This is a genomic window from Jeotgalibacillus campisalis (assembly GCF_000829515.1).
Classification (GTDB): Bacteria; Bacillota; Bacilli; order Bacillales; family Jeotgalibacillaceae; genus Jeotgalibacillus; species Jeotgalibacillus campisalis.
In genome coordinates, this window is the sequence record NZ_JXRR01000003.1 from 1 (window position 1) to 17,177 (window position 17,177).

17 protein-coding genes, 1 tRNA gene, 1 other RNA gene and 1 other annotated feature are annotated in these 17,177 nt (G+C 42.8%); of the genes, 14 read left to right on the plus strand and 5 right to left on the minus strand.

What is annotated here, in order from left to right:
- Positions 1 to 125 precede the first annotated feature (125 nt).
- Entirely contained in the window at positions 126 to 812 is a 687-nt protein-coding gene (locus KR50_RS02570; protein ID WP_052476727.1) for a YaaC family protein, read from the minus strand.
- A gap of 116 nt (positions 813 to 928) precedes the next feature.
- On the opposite strand from KR50_RS02570, the gene guaB reads away from it, so the two are divergent.
- From guaB to KR50_RS02605, 7 genes are all read left to right on the plus strand, one after another.
- Positions 929 to 2,392 (plus strand): IMP dehydrogenase, encoded by a 1,464-nt coding sequence (guaB, locus tag KR50_RS02575; protein WP_041054531.1) that lies wholly within the window; start codon positions 929 to 931, stop codon positions 2,390 to 2,392.
- Positions 2,393 to 2,587: 195 nt separating this feature from the next.
- Positions 2,588 to 3,928 carry a D-alanyl-D-alanine carboxypeptidase family protein gene (locus KR50_RS02580; RefSeq protein WP_041054506.1) on the plus strand — a complete coding sequence of 447 codons (1,341 nt, stop codon included), beginning with the start codon at positions 2,588 to 2,590 and terminating at the stop codon, positions 3,926 to 3,928.
- 174 nt (positions 3,929 to 4,102) lie between these two features.
- On the plus strand, positions 4,103 to 4,984 hold the full coding sequence (gene pdxS / locus KR50_RS02585; RefSeq protein WP_041054508.1) for a pyridoxal 5'-phosphate synthase lyase subunit PdxS: 882 nt from the start codon (positions 4,103 to 4,105) through the stop codon (positions 4,982 to 4,984).
- Positions 4,985 to 5,002: 18 nt separating this feature from the next.
- Positions 5,003 to 5,587, plus strand: a complete 585-nt coding sequence (pdxT, locus tag KR50_RS02590; protein ID WP_041054509.1) for a pyridoxal 5'-phosphate synthase glutaminase subunit PdxT — start codon at positions 5,003 to 5,005, stop codon at positions 5,585 to 5,587.
- Between the two features lie 52 nt (positions 5,588 to 5,639).
- Positions 5,640 to 5,854, plus strand: a binding site (T-box leader).
- Positions 5,855 to 6,317: 463 nt separating this feature from the next.
- Positions 6,318 to 7,595, plus strand: coding sequence for a serine--tRNA ligase (gene serS, locus KR50_RS02595; RefSeq protein ID WP_041054510.1), 1,278 nt, complete (start codon positions 6,318 to 6,320; stop codon positions 7,593 to 7,595).
- Positions 7,596 to 7,720: 125 nt separating this feature from the next.
- Complete coding sequence (locus tag KR50_RS02600) at positions 7,721 to 8,155, plus strand: DUF4395 domain-containing protein (RefSeq protein WP_041054513.1); 435 nt, start codon at positions 7,721 to 7,723, stop codon at positions 8,153 to 8,155.
- Positions 8,156 to 8,329: 174 nt separating this feature from the next.
- A tRNA-Ser gene (locus KR50_RS02605) sits at positions 8,330 to 8,422 on the plus strand.
- Between the two features lie 236 nt (positions 8,423 to 8,658).
- Here the strand turns inward: KR50_RS02605 and KR50_RS02610 are convergent.
- From KR50_RS02610 to KR50_RS02625, 4 genes are all read right to left on the minus strand, one after another.
- Positions 8,659 to 9,525, minus strand: a complete 867-nt coding sequence (locus tag KR50_RS02610) for a DUF4097 family beta strand repeat-containing protein (RefSeq protein WP_041054515.1) — start codon at positions 9,523 to 9,525, stop codon at positions 8,659 to 8,661.
- 192 nt (positions 9,526 to 9,717) lie between these two features.
- On the minus strand, positions 9,718 to 10,386 hold the full coding sequence (locus KR50_RS02615; protein ID WP_041054517.1) for a deoxynucleoside kinase: 669 nt from the start codon (positions 10,384 to 10,386) through the stop codon (positions 9,718 to 9,720).
- Entirely contained in the window at positions 10,373 to 11,023 is a 651-nt protein-coding gene (locus tag KR50_RS02620) for a deoxynucleoside kinase (protein WP_041054518.1), read from the minus strand. The genes KR50_RS02615 and KR50_RS02620 overlap by 14 nt, the downstream gene beginning before the upstream one ends.
- A gap of 139 nt (positions 11,024 to 11,162) precedes the next feature.
- Complete coding sequence (locus KR50_RS02625; protein WP_041054519.1) at positions 11,163 to 12,443, minus strand: glycosyl hydrolase family 18 protein; 1,281 nt, start codon at positions 12,441 to 12,443, stop codon at positions 11,163 to 11,165.
- A gap of 116 nt (positions 12,444 to 12,559) precedes the next feature.
- On the opposite strand from KR50_RS02625, the gene tadA reads away from it, so the two are divergent.
- The 7 genes from tadA to KR50_RS02655 all read left to right on the plus strand — a co-directional run bounded on the left by tadA (position 12,560) and on the right by KR50_RS02655 (position 16,810).
- Positions 12,560 to 13,087 (plus strand): tRNA adenosine(34) deaminase TadA, encoded by a 528-nt coding sequence (tadA, locus tag KR50_RS02630; protein ID WP_041054520.1) that lies wholly within the window; start codon positions 12,560 to 12,562, stop codon positions 13,085 to 13,087.
- 73 nt (positions 13,088 to 13,160) lie between these two features.
- Positions 13,161 to 13,426: signal recognition particle sRNA large type (ffs, locus tag KR50_RS18165), an RNA gene on the plus strand.
- 181 nt (positions 13,427 to 13,607) lie between these two features.
- Complete coding sequence (gene dnaX / locus KR50_RS02635) at positions 13,608 to 15,314, plus strand: DNA polymerase III subunit gamma/tau (protein WP_041054521.1); 1,707 nt, start codon at positions 13,608 to 13,610, stop codon at positions 15,312 to 15,314.
- Positions 15,315 to 15,332: 18 nt separating this feature from the next.
- Entirely contained in the window at positions 15,333 to 15,653 is a 321-nt protein-coding gene (locus KR50_RS02640) for a YbaB/EbfC family nucleoid-associated protein (RefSeq protein WP_041054522.1), read from the plus strand.
- Positions 15,654 to 15,665: 12 nt separating this feature from the next.
- Positions 15,666 to 16,262: a recombination mediator RecR gene (gene recR / locus KR50_RS02645; protein WP_041054524.1), complete on the plus strand. Its 597-nt coding sequence runs from the start codon at positions 15,666 to 15,668 to the stop codon at positions 16,260 to 16,262.
- Between the two features lie 12 nt (positions 16,263 to 16,274).
- On the plus strand, positions 16,275 to 16,490 hold the full coding sequence (locus tag KR50_RS02650) for a YaaL family protein (protein WP_041054526.1): 216 nt from the start codon (positions 16,275 to 16,277) through the stop codon (positions 16,488 to 16,490).
- A 59-nt stretch (positions 16,491 to 16,549) separates the two neighbouring features.
- The gene (locus KR50_RS02655; protein WP_041054528.1) at positions 16,550 to 16,810 is read left to right on the plus strand and encodes a pro-sigmaK processing inhibitor BofA family protein; all 261 of its coding nucleotides are present in this window, start codon (positions 16,550 to 16,552) and stop codon (positions 16,808 to 16,810) included.
- Positions 16,811 to 17,177: the final 367 nt, after the last annotated feature.

Sequence of the window (17,177 nt, forward strand, 5' to 3'; positions counted from 1 at the left end):
GGCAGTTAAGCTCTTCAGCGCCGATGGTAGTTGGGGGTCTCCCCCTGTGAGAGTAGGACGTCGCTAGGCACAAAAAAAAAGAGTCATTCCCATTGGGAATGACTCTTTTTGTGATTAAAGAAGGATCAGACTTTACTGTTGCTGTCATTTAAATATTCCAAAATAGCCTGTGGAGCATAATGAGAGGATAAGTGGAGGAAGCTTCTAATAATCGAATAATCTTCTGTTTCTTTGTACATTGTACAATTGCCCCACCATTCCGTTTCATAACGCGCAATCATGCTGAGATTGTATAGGATAAGGAAGTGACACTGAATCGCATTAAGGTCTCCTTCTTGTCCATTATCTTCTAATAAAAGCAATAAGTCCTGCATGGATAAAGTGAGATTTTCCAAATGTTCCACGTGAAACAGTAACGAAGAAAGAGTGGGGAAAAGACCGTTTTTCTGTATTTTAACAGTATCTTCAAGAAAAGAATAATTGCTTTTTTTCTTTTTTCTTGAAGAAACGCCATGAGCCAATTGAGAAGTGTTTGATGGATAATAAGGATCTTTCGTAATAAGGCATGCCTTTACCAAATGGGATAATCCATAAAATTGGAGCAGAGGCTGAATGATGGTAGGCGATTCATTCGATTGAATATAGAACGCTTCTGCATGTTCGATATGATAACAGAAAGAAGTATGTCGCTGTTGAGCATGCTTTTCAGCGTGAGGATAATTTAATCGTGTATATTCCTTTGATAAAAAGTGCCTGATTTCTGATCTGGAGTAATATGGCAAGTAACGATTCCAGTTAAAGATTGTTGACATAGAGCCGATCCTCCTGATAATTCATAATAGTCTAACTTATACAATCCGCCTTGACAGGGTTAGAGGTGACTGATAACCTTACAATAATATTTTTCTGACCAGGAGGAATCGTAATGATGTGGGAAACTAAGTTTGCGAAAGAAGGCTTGACGTTTGATGATGTGCTATTGATCCCGGCGAAGTCAGAAGTACTGCCTAGAGATGTTGAGCTTTCGGTACAACTAACTGAGAAAATGAAATTAAATGTTCCACTCATTAGTGCTGGTATGGATACAGTGACAGAAGCGAAAATGGCAATTGCAATGGCCCGTACAGGCGGCTTGGGAGTCATTCATAAAAATATGAGCATTGAAGCTCAGGCTGAACAAGTTGTAAAAGTAAAACGTTCAGAGAGCGGAGTTATTACAGACCCGTTCTTTTTAACTCCCGATCATCAAGTGTATGATGCTGAGCATTTAATGGGTAAATATCGTATTTCAGGTGTGCCAATTGTAAATGATATGGATGAACAAAAGCTTGTTGGTATAATCACAAATCGTGATATGCGTTTTATCCAGGATTACTCAATGAAAATTGATGAAGTGATGACGAAAGAAAAATTGGTAACAGCTGCAGTGGGAACGACTTTAAATGAAGCAGAACAAATTTTACAAAAGTATAAAATAGAAAAGCTTCCTTTAGTTGATGAAACGGGCATTTTAAAAGGACTAATTACGATTAAGGATATTGAAAAGGTAATTGAATTCCCCAATTCTGCAAAGGATGAAAAGGGAAGACTGCTCGTGGCTGCTTCAGTCGGTGTAACAGCTGATGCTGTTAAACGAGTAGAACATCTTGTGAAAGCAGGTGTAGATGCACTTGTTATCGACACCGCACATGGACATTCTAATGGTGTCTTGGAAACGATTAAATCCATTCGTGAAGCTTTTCAGGAAGTTGCAATCATTGCAGGAAATGTAGCCACCGCTGAGGGAACAAAAGCACTCATTGAAGCTGGTGCGGATGTGGTAAAAGTAGGGATAGGACCAGGTTCAATTTGTACGACAAGAGTGGTTGCAGGTGTCGGAGTTCCTCAAATTACTGCTGTGTATGATTGTGCAACAGAAGCCCGCAAGCACGGTAAGTCTATTATTGCCGATGGCGGGATCAAATATTCTGGAGATATCGTTAAAGCTCTTGCAGCAGGCGGTCATGCTGTTATGCTTGGAAGCTTGCTGGCAGGAACGACAGAAAGCCCGGGAGAAACAGAAATATTCCAGGGAAGACGCTTTAAAGTGTACCGTGGAATGGGCTCTATGGGGGCAATGGAAAAGGGTTCAAAAGATCGTTATTTCCAGGAAGATGCGAAAAAACTAGTTCCTGAAGGGATTGAGGGCCGCACTCCATACAAAGGACCACTTGCTGATACAGTGTATCAACTGGTGGGAGGAATTCGAAGTGGAATGGGTTATTGTGGATCTCAAAATCTGTATGATCTTCGAGAACACGCTCAATTTATCCGTATGACGGGTGCCGGTCTGCGTGAAAGTCATCCTCATGACGTTCAAATTACAAAAGAAGCACCGAATTATTCGCTATAGAATAAGCAAAAAAGAAGAACTTCTGATACCAGGAGTTCTTTTTTTGCGGTTGAGCATAATTTTAGATCCTCAAAATAAATCTTACGTTAGTCCTGCCTTATGTTCACCTAACAGTCCTATTCTCTCTCTATTTTTCAGGATACAGGTATGATAAAATGACAGAAGTGTACATATTTAGTTGGAGGTATTAGTAGAGTGAAAAGAAAATGGGTTAGAGGTACAGCCGCTGGTTTGATGGCATTGGTACTTTTTATTGGCAGCGGTGCTTTTACAAACACGTCTTTTGCAGCAGAAGAAGTAACAGATTGGAATCTTGATGCAGCGATCTTGATTGAAGCATCTACAGGTAAAGTTTTATTCGCAGAAAATGCCGATACCCTTTTAGGTGTAGCGAGCATGACGAAAATGATGACCGAGTATTTATTGCATGAAGCCATTGCGGAAGGGACTGTGTCATGGGACGACCAATATACAGTCACCGATAAGACATATGAAATTTCACAAGATACTTCTTTAAGCAACGTTCCATTGCGAAATGGTGAACAATATTCCATTCAAGAATTATATGAAGCAATGGTCATTTATTCTGCGAATGCAGCAACGATTGCGATTGCTGAAACCATCGCAGGTTCGGAAGAAGAATTTGTTAAATTAATGAATGATAAAGCAGGAGAACTTGGTTTAGATGAATACCGCTTTGTTAATTCTTCAGGGTTAAACAATGCAGATATGATGGGCTATCATCCTGAAAACACAGGTGCTGACGAAGAAAATGCAATGTCTGCGCGTTCTACAGCTAAGCTTGCTCATCGTCTCCTGGAGGATTTTCCAGAAGTTCTTGAAACCGCTGGAATCGCGAAGAAAACATTTCGTGAAGGCACAGAAGATGCAACTGAAATGCAGAACTGGAACTTTATGCTAGAATCTCTTGTTTTTGAATATGAGGGAGCAGACGGGATTAAAACAGGAACGACGGATTTTGCTGGCTACACCTTTACAGGAACAGCAAAACGAGATGATATGCGTTTAATTTCTGTCGTAATGAATGCCACTGATGATAATGGTGTCGGTTCGTATGAAGCTCGTTTCAGCGCAACGGCAGATCTTTTCGATTATGGATTTGATCACTTTACCTTACAGGAAGTTGTTCCTGGAGAGTATACGGTTGAAGGTCAAGAATCCGTTGGCGTTACAAAGGGAAAGGAAGATTCAGTTGGCATCGAGTCTAAAGATCCGATTCAAATGGTCGTAAAAGAAGGGGAAGAAACTGCTTCTGAACCGGTTCTTTCGTTAGATGAAGATGAACTGACAGCTCCAGTAGAAGAAGGGGACGTAGTCGGGACACTCGGATTAGATTTAGGGGAAGATGATTTAGGGTTTTTAGATAGTAATATGGCATCATCTATGCAAGTGGATGTGGTAACCACTGAAAGTGTTGAAAAAGCAAACTGGTTTGTTTTAAGCATGCGGGCAGTGGGTGGATTTTTCGGTAATCTATGGGAGACCATCACGTCAACTGTAAAAGGCTGGTTCTAATTCAAAAAAGATTCTGAAAAGAAAGTATCTCTTGTCTTGACAGGAGATGCTTTTTTAGTAATTATTAAGAATGGGATAAGTTTATTCCGAGGAAACAGGTGCAATTTTATGCCAATTCCGCTAGATATCTAGTAAAGATATAAGTTTTACGTAATCCAAAGGAGGCTTTTTGTTATGAATACAGGTACGGATCGTGTTAAGCGAGGAATGGCAGAGATGCAAAAGGGCGGCGTCATCATGGACGTTGTTAATGCAGAGCAGGCAAAATTAGCAGAGGAAGCAGGCGCGGTAGCTGTAATGGCACTTGAGCGTGTTCCATCTGATATTCGTGCAGCAGGCGGAGTAGCACGTATGGCTGACCCACGTATAGTAGAAGAGGTTATGAATGCGGTTAGTATCCCGGTTATGGCAAAAGCACGTATTGGACATATTACAGAAGCACGCGTATTGGAGTCAATGGGCGTTGATTATATTGATGAAAGTGAAGTATTAACACCTGCAGATGAAGAATATCATTTGTTAAAATCTGATTTTACTGTTCCATTTGTCTGCGGATGCCGTGATCTTGGCGAAGCGACGCGTCGTATTGGTGAAGGGGCAGCGATGCTTCGTACCAAAGGGGAACCGGGAACAGGCAATATCGTTGAAGCAGTGCGTCATTTGCGTAAAGTAAATGCACAGGTACGCAGAGTCGTGCACATGACGAAAGATGAAATTATGACAGAAGCAAAGCTGCTTGGCGCACCTTTTGAACTTCTTCTTGAAATTAAAGAACTTGGCCGTTTGCCGGTCGTAAATTTTGCAGCAGGCGGAGTTGCAACACCTTCTGATGCAGCGTTAATGATGGAGCTTGGAGCAGATGGTGTATTTGTTGGATCAGGTATCTTTAAATCAGATAATCCTGAAAAGTTCGCACGTGCAATCGTTCAAGCGACAACGCATTATCAAGACTATGAATTAATTGCTAAAATCTCAAAAGAACTTGGAACAGCGATGAAAGGGATGGAAATCTCTTCACTATCATTAGAAGACCGTATGCAGGAGCGCGGTTGGTAAGAAAGGGTTGAGCTTATTATGACAACCATCGGAGTACTCGGTCTGCAAGGGGCCGTACGTGAACATGTACGATCAATCGAAGCATGCGGCGCGCAGGCCGTCGTCATTAAAAAAGCAGAACAGCTTAAACAGGTTGACGGTCTCATTATGCCTGGCGGTGAAAGTACGACCATGCGCAGGTTAATTGATTTATACGGCTTTATGGAGCCAATGCGAACATTTGCCCAAGCAGGAAAACCAATGTTTGGTACATGTGCCGGACTGATTCTGCTTGCTAAGGATCTAGTGGGGTATGATGAACCGCATCTAGGTGTTATGGATGTACTAGTAGAGCGCAATTCATTTGGGCGGCAAAAGGAAAGCTTTGAAGCCAATTTAGATGTGACGGGATTAGCGGAGCCGTATAACGCCGTGTTCATCCGCGCACCTCACATCGTTTCAGCAGGACCTTCAACCCAAGTGCTTGCCATGCATAACGACCGCATTGTCTTAGCGAGAGACGGACAGTTTTTAGGCTGTTCGTTTCATCCTGAGCTCACAGAGGACCACCGTTTGACAAAATATTTTGTTGAAATGGTAGAATCTGCGCCGGTTTCTGTATAAAAGTATTGATATTCGGAGACGAATATAGTATCTTTATCGATAATTACAAAACGTAAAAACAATGACGGAAAGTAGTAACAACTGATCCCTTTTCTTAGAGAGCCGGTGGGTGGTGTAAATCGGCAAAAGGATGTTGTGAATCCATTCCTGAGTGAAGAGCCGAATGTACAAGTAAGCTCTTCCGGTCGACGCCGTTAGGTCATGAGCGGAAGATGCTTTTTATCTTCAATCAGGGTGGTAACGCGGGCATCAACTCTCGTCCCTTTTATATAAAGGGATGGGGGTTTTTTTGTTTGTTTATACTTAAAAGCGGAAACAGGCGTTTAGGGGCGATAAGCATAAGGCAACCTGGACAAATAGGCGCTCTTTGCCTATTGGGCGGGGTGACTTATGACTCGAGCCACTGCCTGTTGGAGCTGGATATCATTAAAATCGGAAGGCGCTCGTTCAGCTCCGACAAGCATAAGGCGTGTTGTCCAAGCAGGCGTGAACTTTGCCTGCTGGGACAGCATGACTTATGACCTCGAGGAGCTAGCGCCTGGAGCTGGATATCATTAAAAGCGGAAACTGGCGTTTAGGGGCGATAAGCATAAGGCAACCTGCACAAATAGGCGCTCTTTGCCTATTGGGCGGGGTGACTTATGACTCGAGCCACTGCTTGTTGGAGCTGGATATTAAAAAATTCTCTGGATTCTTGTACCGGAGATAATTATAAAAGGAGGAAATAAAAATGCTGGATTTAAAAAGATTGCGTAATGAATTTAATGAAATTAAGGAAAAAATGACCCACCGTGGAGAGGATTTAGGAGATTTTGATCAATTTCAGGATCTAGATCGTGAGCGCCGCGAATTGATTGTAAAAAGTGAAGAAAAGAAAAGCCGGAGAAACGAGGTCTCTCAGCAGATCGCTCAAATGAAGCGGGAAAAAAAGAATGCAGACGCTGTTATAGCAGAGACACGCAGTCTGGGAGATGAAATCAAAGAAATTGATGATCGTCTTCGAGTGGTAGAGGAAAAATTGGAAGCCCTTCTTCTTTCTATTCCGAATGTACCGCATGAGAGTGTTCCGGTAGGTGAAACTGAGGATGACAATGTAGAAGTTCGAAAGTGGGGAGAGCTTCCCGCGTTTGAATATGAAGCCCAGCCTCATTGGGATCTTGCTACAAGCTTAGGCATGCTCGATTTTGAAAGGGCAGCAAAAGTAACCGGCAGCCGTTTTGTTTTTTATAAAGGGGCAGGTGCACGGTTAGAGCGTTCATTAATTAACTTTATGATGGACCTTCATCAGGATCAGCATGGATATGAAGAAATGCTTCCGCCATATCTTGTCAACCGCACGAGTATGACGGGTACAGGCCAGCTGCCAAAATTTGAAGAAGATGCATTTCGGATTGAAGAAGAGGATTATTTCTTAATTCCAACCTCTGAGGTGCCGGTAACGAATTATCATCGCGACGAGATTTTACGTGCTGAAGAGCTTCCGAAAGCCTATGCTGCCTACAGTGCAAACTTCCGGTCAGAAGCTGGATCCGCTGGCCGAGACACTAGAGGATTGATCCGTCAGCACCAGTTTAACAAGGTTGAGCTTGTCCGTTTTGTAAAGCCTGAAGATTCTTATGAAACACTTGAAGAGTTGACTGGTCATGCGGAAAAAGTTCTTCAGCTGCTGAAACTGCCATATCGCGTATTAAGCATGTGTACAGCAGATTTGGGCTTTACGGCTGCGAAGAAATACGATATTGAAGTTTGGATTCCAAGCTATGAAAGTTACCGGGAAATTTCTTCATGCAGTAACTTTGAAGATTTTCAGGCGAGACGTGCTAATATTCGTTTCCGCCGAGAGCCAAATGCAAAGCCGGAACATGTTCACACCTTGAATGGAAGCGGTCTTGCGATCGGACGTACTGTTGCGGCCATTTTGGAAAACTATCAGCAGGAAGATGGCAGCGTGTTAGTGCCGGAAGTTTTACAGCCTTATATGGGTGGTAAAAAGATTATTCAAAAATAAGCCTATTTTCTATCTTAGAGACCCTTCTTTTTAGAGGGGTCTCATTTTAGCTAATCAGGATCATTGACCTTTTTAGGTGACTGACATAGGATAGAAGTATTCAGAATGGAAAGGCAGGAGTTTAAATGACGGCATCTATTGCGGCTGGAACTGTACCACGCCCGCTTGTCCGCGTAAATCAATGGACCATTATTCTAACAGTCATTTTAACGTGGGTAACCGGTCAATTTTGGCTTTTGTTGCTGCCACTAGCGGCTGGCTTAGGCGGGATCATTTTCGATTTTAATCCGATAATGCGTATAGCAAAAGGCTTTTTGAGAAAACCTATAAATACGTATATTCCTGAAGATAAGAGTGATCAAAAATTTAATCAAATCATCGCTTCTGTTTTTTTGACTGGAGGATTTTTTAGTTTTCTCGTTGGCTGGACTTTCGCAGGGTTCGTCTTTACGATCATGGTTGCTACAGCGGCTTTTGTGGCGATACTCGGTTTTTGCGTAGGCTGCTTTATTCGCTTTCAATGGAAACAATGGCAATATCGGCGCAGCAGCCACACGTAAAGTGACTATTCTTCTGTTAGATTTTTTAGATTAAATATCTGTACCAGAGGAGGAGCAAGAGGTAATGTTTTTATTAATGACGATCAACCTCCTTCTTTAAAAGAGGTAATTAAAAAAAGTTTAAAAAAGATTGACGTCTTTTAAAATGCATGGTATTATAATTCTTGTCGACACGGAGGAATACCCAAGTTTGGCTGAAGGGATCGGTCTTGAAAACCGACAGGGGAGTCAAATCCCGCGGGGGTTCGAATCCCTCTTCCTCCTCCATAATTTTAACTTTAAAACTTACGCGCATAAATATTGGAGATTTTAAAACCATCGCATTCCTGCGGTGGTTTTTCTCTTTGTTCAAAAAATGATCGAAAAATGATGGAATATTTCCGGGGGAATAAAAAAGGAAATGAATTCTGTGTAAAATAAACAAAGTCACGGCAATGTTCATGCCAGTTGACTTTGTTTATTCATTTTATAAGATTCAATTCAGTCCTCTTTGTCCCCTTCTATTAATAGAGAGTAAGTTCCCCGCTGCTTATATTCACGTGGATCTGATGGGTGCCTTTCCCGTGAGTGCCTTCCACAACTCGGTCTGTTACCTGAGCGTCCTCAAGGGGGAATTCATTGGAGAGATTGCCGCTGCTTACTTTACCTTTAATGTTGAAATCAGCGTCATCCGGCAAATCCAGGTTAACGTCACCAGAACTGACAGACACATCTATTTCATCAGATAGCTCTTTAAAGACTGCGCTTAATTCTCCAGAAGAAACGTTTGCTTTTAGCGGCCCCTTGTAAGAGGAGACTGTAACATCGCCGGAGCTTAAATTAAATTCTCCATTTTCCGTTGACAGCGACTCAATGACTGCTTCGCCTGAGGATCCGTCATAAGAAAATTTCTTGGCGTTAAGATCCCCCAGGTGTATATCTCCTGACCCTATTTTCACAGAAAGAGAGGAAAGTGTCAGGGGATTGGATTGGGTGAATTCTGTCGTATCAATCTCTCCGGAACCCACTTCAAGCTGGAGTTGGTTCGCATATTTTTCAGGAAGGAAGACGGTTGCGTTTTTTTGTTTGGAATTAAATTGGAATAGCTGAAAACCCTTCTGCTTAATGCTAATCTCAATGGACTTTCGGCCGTCTTTAACGGTGATGTCCTGTTTTTCTGATCCCTCTACCCGGATCATGTCTGAATTAACCGGCACGATTTTGGTGTTTATAGCCGAAACACTCAATTTAATTGTTTCGACACTGTCCCGAACCTCTGTTTCCTGCTCTGCTGCACTTGCAGCATTCCATGGCCAGAATTCATTAAAATTTACATACAAAAAAATGAGTGCCCCTGCAATTAATAAAATGGCTAAACCGTTTTTTACCATATCAGCCCTCCGTTGTTCTTTAGGTTATCTTTATCTTATATGGAAACTTCTGTTTTTACTACATTCGGCAGGAGGATCTTTTTATAGGACTAGAGGCGTATCGTACGCTTAGGAACAAAAAAACCATTTCCCTTTTAGAGAAATGGTTTTTTGTTAACCTTCGGAGCTAAGTTCGCCATTAGTAAGACACAACTACTTTTTTAATAAAGCAGTCTGCTGGATAAAGGATCCGACTTTTTCAAGGATCGGATCAATGGATGATGGATCTTGAACAAGATCGTAATCATTAATATCAAGACGAAGCACCGGGCAGGCATTAAAGGAGTTTATCCAATTTTCATACCGCTGATGCATTTCCTCCCAATAGGCAAGAGGAGTTTCCTGCTCCATCGGGCGTCCGCGCTTTTGGATGCGGTCAAGAATGCTGTCTAATGACCCTTCTAGATAAATTAATAGATTTGGATGAGGGAAGTAGGGCGTCATGACCATTGCTTCAAACAAGCTTGTATACGTTTCGTAATCTACGGGTGACATGGTGCCTTTTTCATAATGCATTTTGGCGAATATGCCCGTATCTTCGTAGATGGAGCGGTCCTGAATAAAGCCTCCGCCATATTCAAACATGCGTTTTTGTTCCTTAAACCGTTCAGCCAGGAAGTAGACTTGAAGGTGAAAACTCCATTTCTCAAAGTCTTTGTAGAACTTATCAAGGTAAGGGTTGGCTTCGACTTTTTCAAAGGATGTGCGAAATTGGAGATGTTCGGCGAGTGTTCGGGTCATTGTAGATTTTCCTACACCTACTGTACCGGCAATCGTTATAACTGCATCTTTTGGAATTCCGTATTTTTCACGTGCGTTCATGTGTTGTACTCCTTTTAGGTAGAGATTCTTCCACTTGTTTTAAAATGGCGGTTAAGTCCTGTTGGTTATGGACGAAGTCTGTGTCATCTCCATTTATTCGGATCACAGGAATTTCGGGATGTGTTTGTTCAAAATGAAAAATAAACTCATCATAATCCGCTGCGAGCTGTTCTAAGTAGAGAGGACTCATGTTTTTCTCAAAATTACGACCGCGCATTTCAATTCGTTTAAGAAGTGTATCTAAGCTTGCGTGCAAGTAAACGACAACATTCGGTTTTGGCATATCAGCAGTAAGAATCCTGTAGATTTCCAAATATTTTTTATACTCCTCCGGCTGTAGCGTGCGTTTAGCAAAAATCAGGTTTTTGAAAATATGATAATCCGCTGCTACAGGCTTTTGGTTGTCAATATAATGCCGTTGAATGTCACTGAGCTGCTTGTACCGATTGCAGAGAAAAAACATTTCTGTTTGAAAGCTCCACTCATCAATATCGTCATAGAATTTATTTAAAAATGGATTTTCATCCACGATTTCTTTTAGCAGATGAAACTGGAAATGCGATGAAAGGGCTTTGGCAAGAGAGGTTTTTCCCACACCAATGGGTCCTTCAACGGTTATGAACGGAACGTTGGTCATTCGCGTTCCCTCCTTAGGATGATTTCGGTCGTAATGACAACCGTTATTGTACCATATGGGCAGTGTAAGGAATAGCTGTTAAAAAAGGAAAAAGGACAAGAAACGACACGGATGCCGTTCTTGTCCTGCAAAAAGACTATTACTGTTTAACTACATCAAATTGGTCATTTAGGAGAAGCCAATTCTGAGGGAATGGTAGGCCGAGTTTCCAATAGCTCATTCCTCTGAGGTTCAGCTCCTTTAACAAATCAAATTTTGCTTGAATGGATCTTGCATCCTCAAACCAGATAATATGATCCGTTCCGTTTGTTGTGTATTCAATAAATGGGGCTTGTGCCGTCTGGTCATATTGAATCGGGACTCCCTGGGTTGCTGCGATCTGAATAGCCTGCTGGGGACTGATCGCCCGGGCTTGGGTGCCTTCTTCAAAGGGAAGTGTCCAGTCATATCCATACAGATTTTGTCCCATCATGACCTTTTGTGGGGGCATTTCAGTTAAAGCATATTCGAGCACCCGGCGGACAGGACCGATTGGCGATACTGCCTGAGCAGGGCCCCCGCTGTATCCCCATTCGTACGTCATAATCACTACAAAATCAACTACCTCGCCAATAGCCTTGTAATCATGTGCTTCATACCATTTTCCTTTTTGATCGGCGCTGGTTTTTGGAGCAAGTGCAGCGGACAATAGCCAGCCCTCTTGAGCAAACCGTTCCTTTGCTTTCTTTAAAAACGCAACGTACGCATCGCGGTCAGCAGGACGCAGATATTCAAAATCAAAATGAATATCCCGAAATCCGTACTCTTTCGCTTTTTTAACAATATTGTCGAGCAGGGTATCTTGTATCGCTGTATCGGTTAAAATAATTCTTCCCAGTTCATCACTGAACGCGCCATCTTCAAGATTGGTAATCACCATCATTAAAATATTCCGGTTTGCCTCTGCGATTGCAGGAAACGGGGCTAGTGGAGGATCTTCCAGTGACCCATCCCGCTTAACCTCAAAACTAAATGGAGCCAGGTAGGTTAAATAGGGTGCTGCTTCACGGGTGCGGGTCTGCAGCTCTTGCGTTACTTCGTCGCCAAACGGCTCAACATATGCATTGAACTCAGCTGTCACTTTTGGTGCAGGAGGAATATAAAGCCTCCACCCGACAGCAAGGGGCTGCTCCGGTGAAATGCCGTTAATGCGTGCAAGCTCCTGATAGGAAAGGCCAAATTGCTGAGCGATTGAAAAAAGACTATCCCCTGGCTGCACAAAATAATATCTTCCAACAATAGGGATGACGAGCGCCTGTCCTTGTACAAGCCGGTCCGGGTTAGGCAGCTGATTGGCATCGGCGATCGACTGTGGAGCTGTGGAATAAATGCTGCCAATGGTGAAAAGAGTTTCTCCTTGCTGAACTACATGTATTTGCATAAGACTCTCCTTTTAAAGCAGATTTATAAACAGACGTATCCCTTTCTTACGTATATCCCTCACTTACTGTATGATGGAAGTATTGATAAAATGAGAAAAGGGTGGCGACAGATTTCATGTCTGAGCGGGATCAATATTGGATGAAGCAAGCAATCCATGAAGCAAAAAAAGCATTGAAGATAAAAGAAGTCCCAATTGGAGCAATTATTGTTCAAGACGATGAATTGATTGCTTCAGCTTATAACTTACGTGAAACGACGCAAAATGCAGTCACACATGCCGAGCTTTTAGCCATCCAGCAAGCCTGCGAAAAAACGGGAAGCTGGCGGCTAGAAAATGCTACGCTGTATGTCACGCTTGAGCCTTGCCCGATGTGCAGCGGGGCAATCCTGCTCTCCCGTGTAGACCGTGTCGTATATGGGGCGTCAGATCCTAAGGCTGGCTGTGCCGGCAGCTTAATGAATCTACTCGAAGACGACCGGTTCAATCATCGGAGTGAAGTAGTGTCAGGGGTACTCAAAGAAGAGTGCGGGCAGTTACTTTCCACATTTTTTAGAGAACTGAGAGAAGGGAAAAAAGCGGCGAAACTTGCAGGAAAGCGGGAAGATTTTGCAAAGGAACAAAGCATTCAGGCTAAGGATTGATTTTTAACTAAAGACATAGTATACTGATTCTTGCGTCGTCAAAAGGCGCAAATGATTACTGGTCTCATATTTGCCGTGCTAGGTGGGGAATTAGCGGTGCCCTGTATTCGCAATCCGCTCTAGCGAAACTGAATCCCTTCTCGAGGCTGTACATGCTGTAGGGTCTGCCTTTTGTAAGTGGTGTTGACGTTTGGGTCCTGCGCAATGGGAATTCATGAACCATGTCAGGTCCGGAAGGAAGCAGCATTAAGTGAAACCTCTCATGTGCCGCAGGATCGCCTGAACCGAGCTAACTGCAGGAGTAACGCTTATGGCTGTCAGTCGACAGAAGGTGCACGGCAGCTTAATTTATTTATAACACCCGCTCACATTGCGTTGAGTGGGTTTTTTCTTTCCTTTTTTTAAGGTTGACGTTTTGTGATGTGCTTGATTGAGTTATACTTAAGAAAAGCTTTCTCTGCAAAAATCGCGGAGAATGCGTTTTATAGCCGCTTCCGCATTAAAGAGAGGGAGGGAAAGCATGGCATACCAAGCATTATATCGCGTGTGGCGTCCGCAGGAGTTTGCTGATGTTGTCGGTCAGGAGCATGTCACCAAAACATTGCAAAATGCCCTGTTGCAGGACAAAATCTCACATGCATACTTGTTTTCCGGTCCACGTGGAACGGGAAAAACAAGTGCTGCCAAAATATTGGCAAAAGCAGTCAATTGTGAACATGCTCCCATTGCAGAACCTTGTAATGAATGTACGATTTGCAAAGGTATCACAGATGGATCCATTCCTGATGTGATTGAACTAGACGCAGCATCCAACAACGGAGTCGATGAAATCCGTGATATCCGTGATAAAGTAAAATACGCCCCAAATGAAGGGCGATTCAAGGTGTATATTGTAGATGAGGTGCATATGCTGTCCACAGGTGCGTTTAACGCCCTGCTGAAAACTTTGGAAGAGCCGCCTAAACATGTTATTTTCATACTGGCTACAACTGAACCCCACAAAATTCCGTTAACGATTATTTCCAGGTGTCAGCGATTTGATTTTAAACGTATTACCTCACATGATATTGTAGGCCGCATGTTGCACATTGCCGATCAGTCCGGCGTGAAATATGACGAAAAAGCGCTGCATGTGATCGCACGTGCTGCAGAAGGCGGAATGCGGGATGCATTGAGTCTTCTAGATCAGGCCATTTCATTCAGTCAGGATGAAGTGGCATTAGAGGACGCTCTTACTGTTACAGGATCCATCGGTCAAGACAGGTTAACCAGATTAATTGAATCGCTGCATAAGCAGGATGTCGCAGCAGCGCTTGAGACCATTGATGAATTGCTGCAGCAAGGCAAAGACCCAATTCGTTTAACAGAGGATTTAATTTTATACACTCGTGATTTACTTCTATATAAGGCGGCCCCTCATTTAGAAGAATCCATGGAACGGGTTTTATCAGACGAAGCGTTTAAACAATTGTCAGAAGAACTCGAAAGTGACCAGCTGTATGCATATATTGACATATTGAATAAAACGCAGCAGGAAATGAAATTTACCAATCATGCCAGAACCTATCTTGAAGTTGCCGCAATTAAGCTTTGTCACGCGGAAACCTCAGCTAAGCAGGTTACAGCAGATCAGATGCCGGATTTACAGGGGCTTATCCAGCGGGTACAGCAGCTCGAAGGAGAACTGAAAAAATTCAAACAGGATGGGGTTCAGGCAGGACCATCTGCAGAACCAGCCGCAGCCCCTGCTAAAAAGACTTCAAGAGGCACCAAGGATTTTAAGGCACCAGTTGGAAGAATTTTAGAAGTTCTTAAAAATGCTACTAAAAATGATATTTCGCAAATTAAAAACCGCTGGGGAGACATGCTGGAGTCCATGAACCGGCAGCAGCTCCGGTCGCTTACGGCACTTTTAAATGAAGCGGAGCCTGTTGCAGCATCCCAGGAAGCTTTTGTGTTAAAATTTAAATATGAAATCCATTGCAAAATGGCCATGGAAAATAGTAAGTTAATTGAGTCCATGCCGTCCATTCTGCAAGAGCTGACAGGATCGAATTATTCGATTATAGGCGTGCCTGAGGAACAGTGGATGGCTATAAGAGAAGATTTTATCCAGCACCAGGATCAGTCAGAGGAAGCGGATGAAAATGGCAAGACAAAGGAAGATCCTCTTATTGCAGAAGCCAGAAAGCTAGTTGGTTCAGATTTGCTGGATATTCAAGACTAAAATTCGGAGGTAATGAAGATGCGTGGAATGGGAAATATGCAAGGAATGATGAAACAAATGCAAAAAATGCAAAAACAAATGGCTCAGGCTCAAGAAGAGCTTGGTGAAAAGCGATTGACAGGTACTGCAGGCGGTGGAATGGTAACCGTAACAGTATCAGGTCACAAAGAAATTGTGGATGTAAACATTAAAGAAGAAGTGGTTGACCCCGATGACATCGAAATGCTGCAGGATCTTGTTCTTGCTGCTACAAATGAAGCGATTAAAGCTGCAGACGAATTGACCAATTCGACTATGGGGCAATTTACTAAGGGCATGAATCTCCCTGGAATGTTTTAAGGGACGCAAGTGATGCATTATCCGGAACCTATATCAAAGCTGATAGACAGCTTTATGAAATTGCCAGGGATCGGGCCGAAAACAGCGGCTCGTCTGGCCTTTTTTGTATTAGGCATGAAAGAAGATACCGTTCTGGATTTCGCAAAAGCACTGGTCAATGCCAAGCGGAATCTCGGTTTTTGCTCTGTTTGCGGCCATATTACTGATCAGGATCCCTGCTATGTATGTGAAGATCAAAAGCGGGACCGGTCCATCATTTGTGTAGTCCAGGATCCGAAAGATGTAATTGCTATGGAGAAAATGAGGGAATATGTAGGCCTGTATCACGTTCTTCATGGAGCGATTTCGCCAATGGACGGAATCGGACCCGAGGATATCAATGTGCCAGACCTGTTAAAACGGCTGCAAGATGAAACAGTGAAAGAAGTAATTCTAGCTACTAATCCAAATATCGAAGGTGAAGCGACTGCGATGTATATTTCTCGTCTGCTGCGGCCTTCAGGCATAAAAGTGACGCGCATTGCTCACGGACTCCCTGTAGGAGGAGACCTGGAATATGCAGATGAGGTTACTTTATCAAAGGCACTAGAAGGACGCCGTGATGTATAAAGGAGCTTACCCATGCTGTTTCGAAAAAAAGGTAAAATAAAAAAAGAATTTGATGATCAATTAATTAGTCTGATGGCTGCAACTCGAGACGAATGGCAGCAGCAGAAGAATATGTCTGAACTCAGTATAGAAGTCAGCAGCCAGTCTGCAGCTGCAGAGCGGCTTTGCGAGGCAAAATACTTTTACCTTTTCAAAGAAGCACGTCAACGCAAAATCGTCATAAAATAACCATTTCCATCATATCTTCTTTCTATGACTTGTTTTCTTAAAAGGATAGAGGTGAAGGGATGATCTGGCTGTGGGGTGCGGGAACACTTCTTCTTGCGACATTGCTGGTCGCCTTCGGTGTCCAACCATTTTTTAAATGGGTATGGCGATTTTGCACCAAATGGGTGATCGGACTGGCGCTGCTATTTATATTGAATCGTTATGGACAAGCTTACGGCTGGTATGTACCTATGAACCCAGTCACTACAGGAATAGCCGGGATACTGGGTATTCCGGGCACTATTGCCCTTGTTTATCTCTACAAAGGAAACAGCTATTAACGTAGCTGTTTTTTTATTTTCTCTAACATGTCACCCACGGGCCGTGCAGGCAGGAAAGGAAGAAGTCTACTTAAAGCTAAAAAACGATAAAAAACATATTTTTAAAAAAGTACTTTAAAAGGGTTGCATTTATTCTTTGACTCGTGGTATATTATTCCTCGTTGCAAAAAACAACGGCTGAGAAACACTTTAAACAACTAAAAAAGAAGTAAAAAAAGTTGTTGACATCAGAATTAATAAGATGTTATGATAGATTGGTCGCTTGAGAGAGCAACACACAAACGAAACACCTTGAACCTTGAAAACTAAACAACCAAAAACGTCAACGTTAATACTTGATTTAAACGAAACAAATGAGCTTTTTATA

Excerpts from the sequence above, each read along its gene's own strand:
- KR50_RS02570 (WP_052476727.1), bottom strand. The coding sequence starts at position 812 with ATGTCAACAATCTTTAACTGGAATCGTTACTTGCCATATTACTCCAGA.
- KR50_RS02625 (WP_041054519.1), bottom strand. The coding sequence starts at position 12,443 with ATGCAAATACATGTAGTTCAGCAAGGAGAAACTCTTTTCACCATTGGC.
- KR50_RS02655 (WP_041054528.1), top strand. The coding sequence starts at position 16,550 with ATGATCTGGCTGTGGGGTGCGGGAACACTTCTTCTTGCGACATTGCTG.
- dnaX (WP_041054521.1), top strand. The coding sequence starts at position 13,608 with ATGGCATACCAAGCATTATATCGCGTGTGGCGTCCGCAGGAGTTTGCT.
- KR50_RS02615 (WP_041054517.1), bottom strand. The coding sequence starts at position 10,386 with ATGAACGCACGTGAAAAATACGGAATTCCAAAAGATGCAGTTATAACG.
- KR50_RS02600 (WP_041054513.1), top strand. The coding sequence starts at position 7,721 with ATGACGGCATCTATTGCGGCTGGAACTGTACCACGCCCGCTTGTCCGC.
- KR50_RS02650 (WP_041054526.1), top strand. The coding sequence starts at position 16,275 with ATGCTGTTTCGAAAAAAAGGTAAAATAAAAAAAGAATTTGATGATCAA.
- pdxS (WP_041054508.1), top strand. The coding sequence starts at position 4,103 with ATGAATACAGGTACGGATCGTGTTAAGCGAGGAATGGCAGAGATGCAA.
- recR (WP_041054524.1), top strand. The coding sequence starts at position 15,666 with ATGCATTATCCGGAACCTATATCAAAGCTGATAGACAGCTTTATGAAA.
- serS (WP_041054510.1), top strand. The coding sequence starts at position 6,318 with ATGCTGGATTTAAAAAGATTGCGTAATGAATTTAATGAAATTAAGGAA.
- guaB (WP_041054531.1), top strand. The coding sequence starts at position 929 with ATGTGGGAAACTAAGTTTGCGAAAGAAGGCTTGACGTTTGATGATGTG.
- pdxT (WP_041054509.1), top strand. The coding sequence starts at position 5,003 with ATGACAACCATCGGAGTACTCGGTCTGCAAGGGGCCGTACGTGAACAT.
- tadA (WP_041054520.1), top strand. The coding sequence starts at position 12,560 with ATGTCTGAGCGGGATCAATATTGGATGAAGCAAGCAATCCATGAAGCA.
- KR50_RS02640 (WP_041054522.1), top strand. The coding sequence starts at position 15,333 with ATGCGTGGAATGGGAAATATGCAAGGAATGATGAAACAAATGCAAAAA.
- KR50_RS02620 (WP_041054518.1), bottom strand. The coding sequence starts at position 11,023 with ATGACCAACGTTCCGTTCATAACCGTTGAAGGACCCATTGGTGTGGGA.
- KR50_RS02610 (WP_041054515.1), bottom strand. The coding sequence starts at position 9,525 with ATGGTAAAAAACGGTTTAGCCATTTTATTAATTGCAGGGGCACTCATT.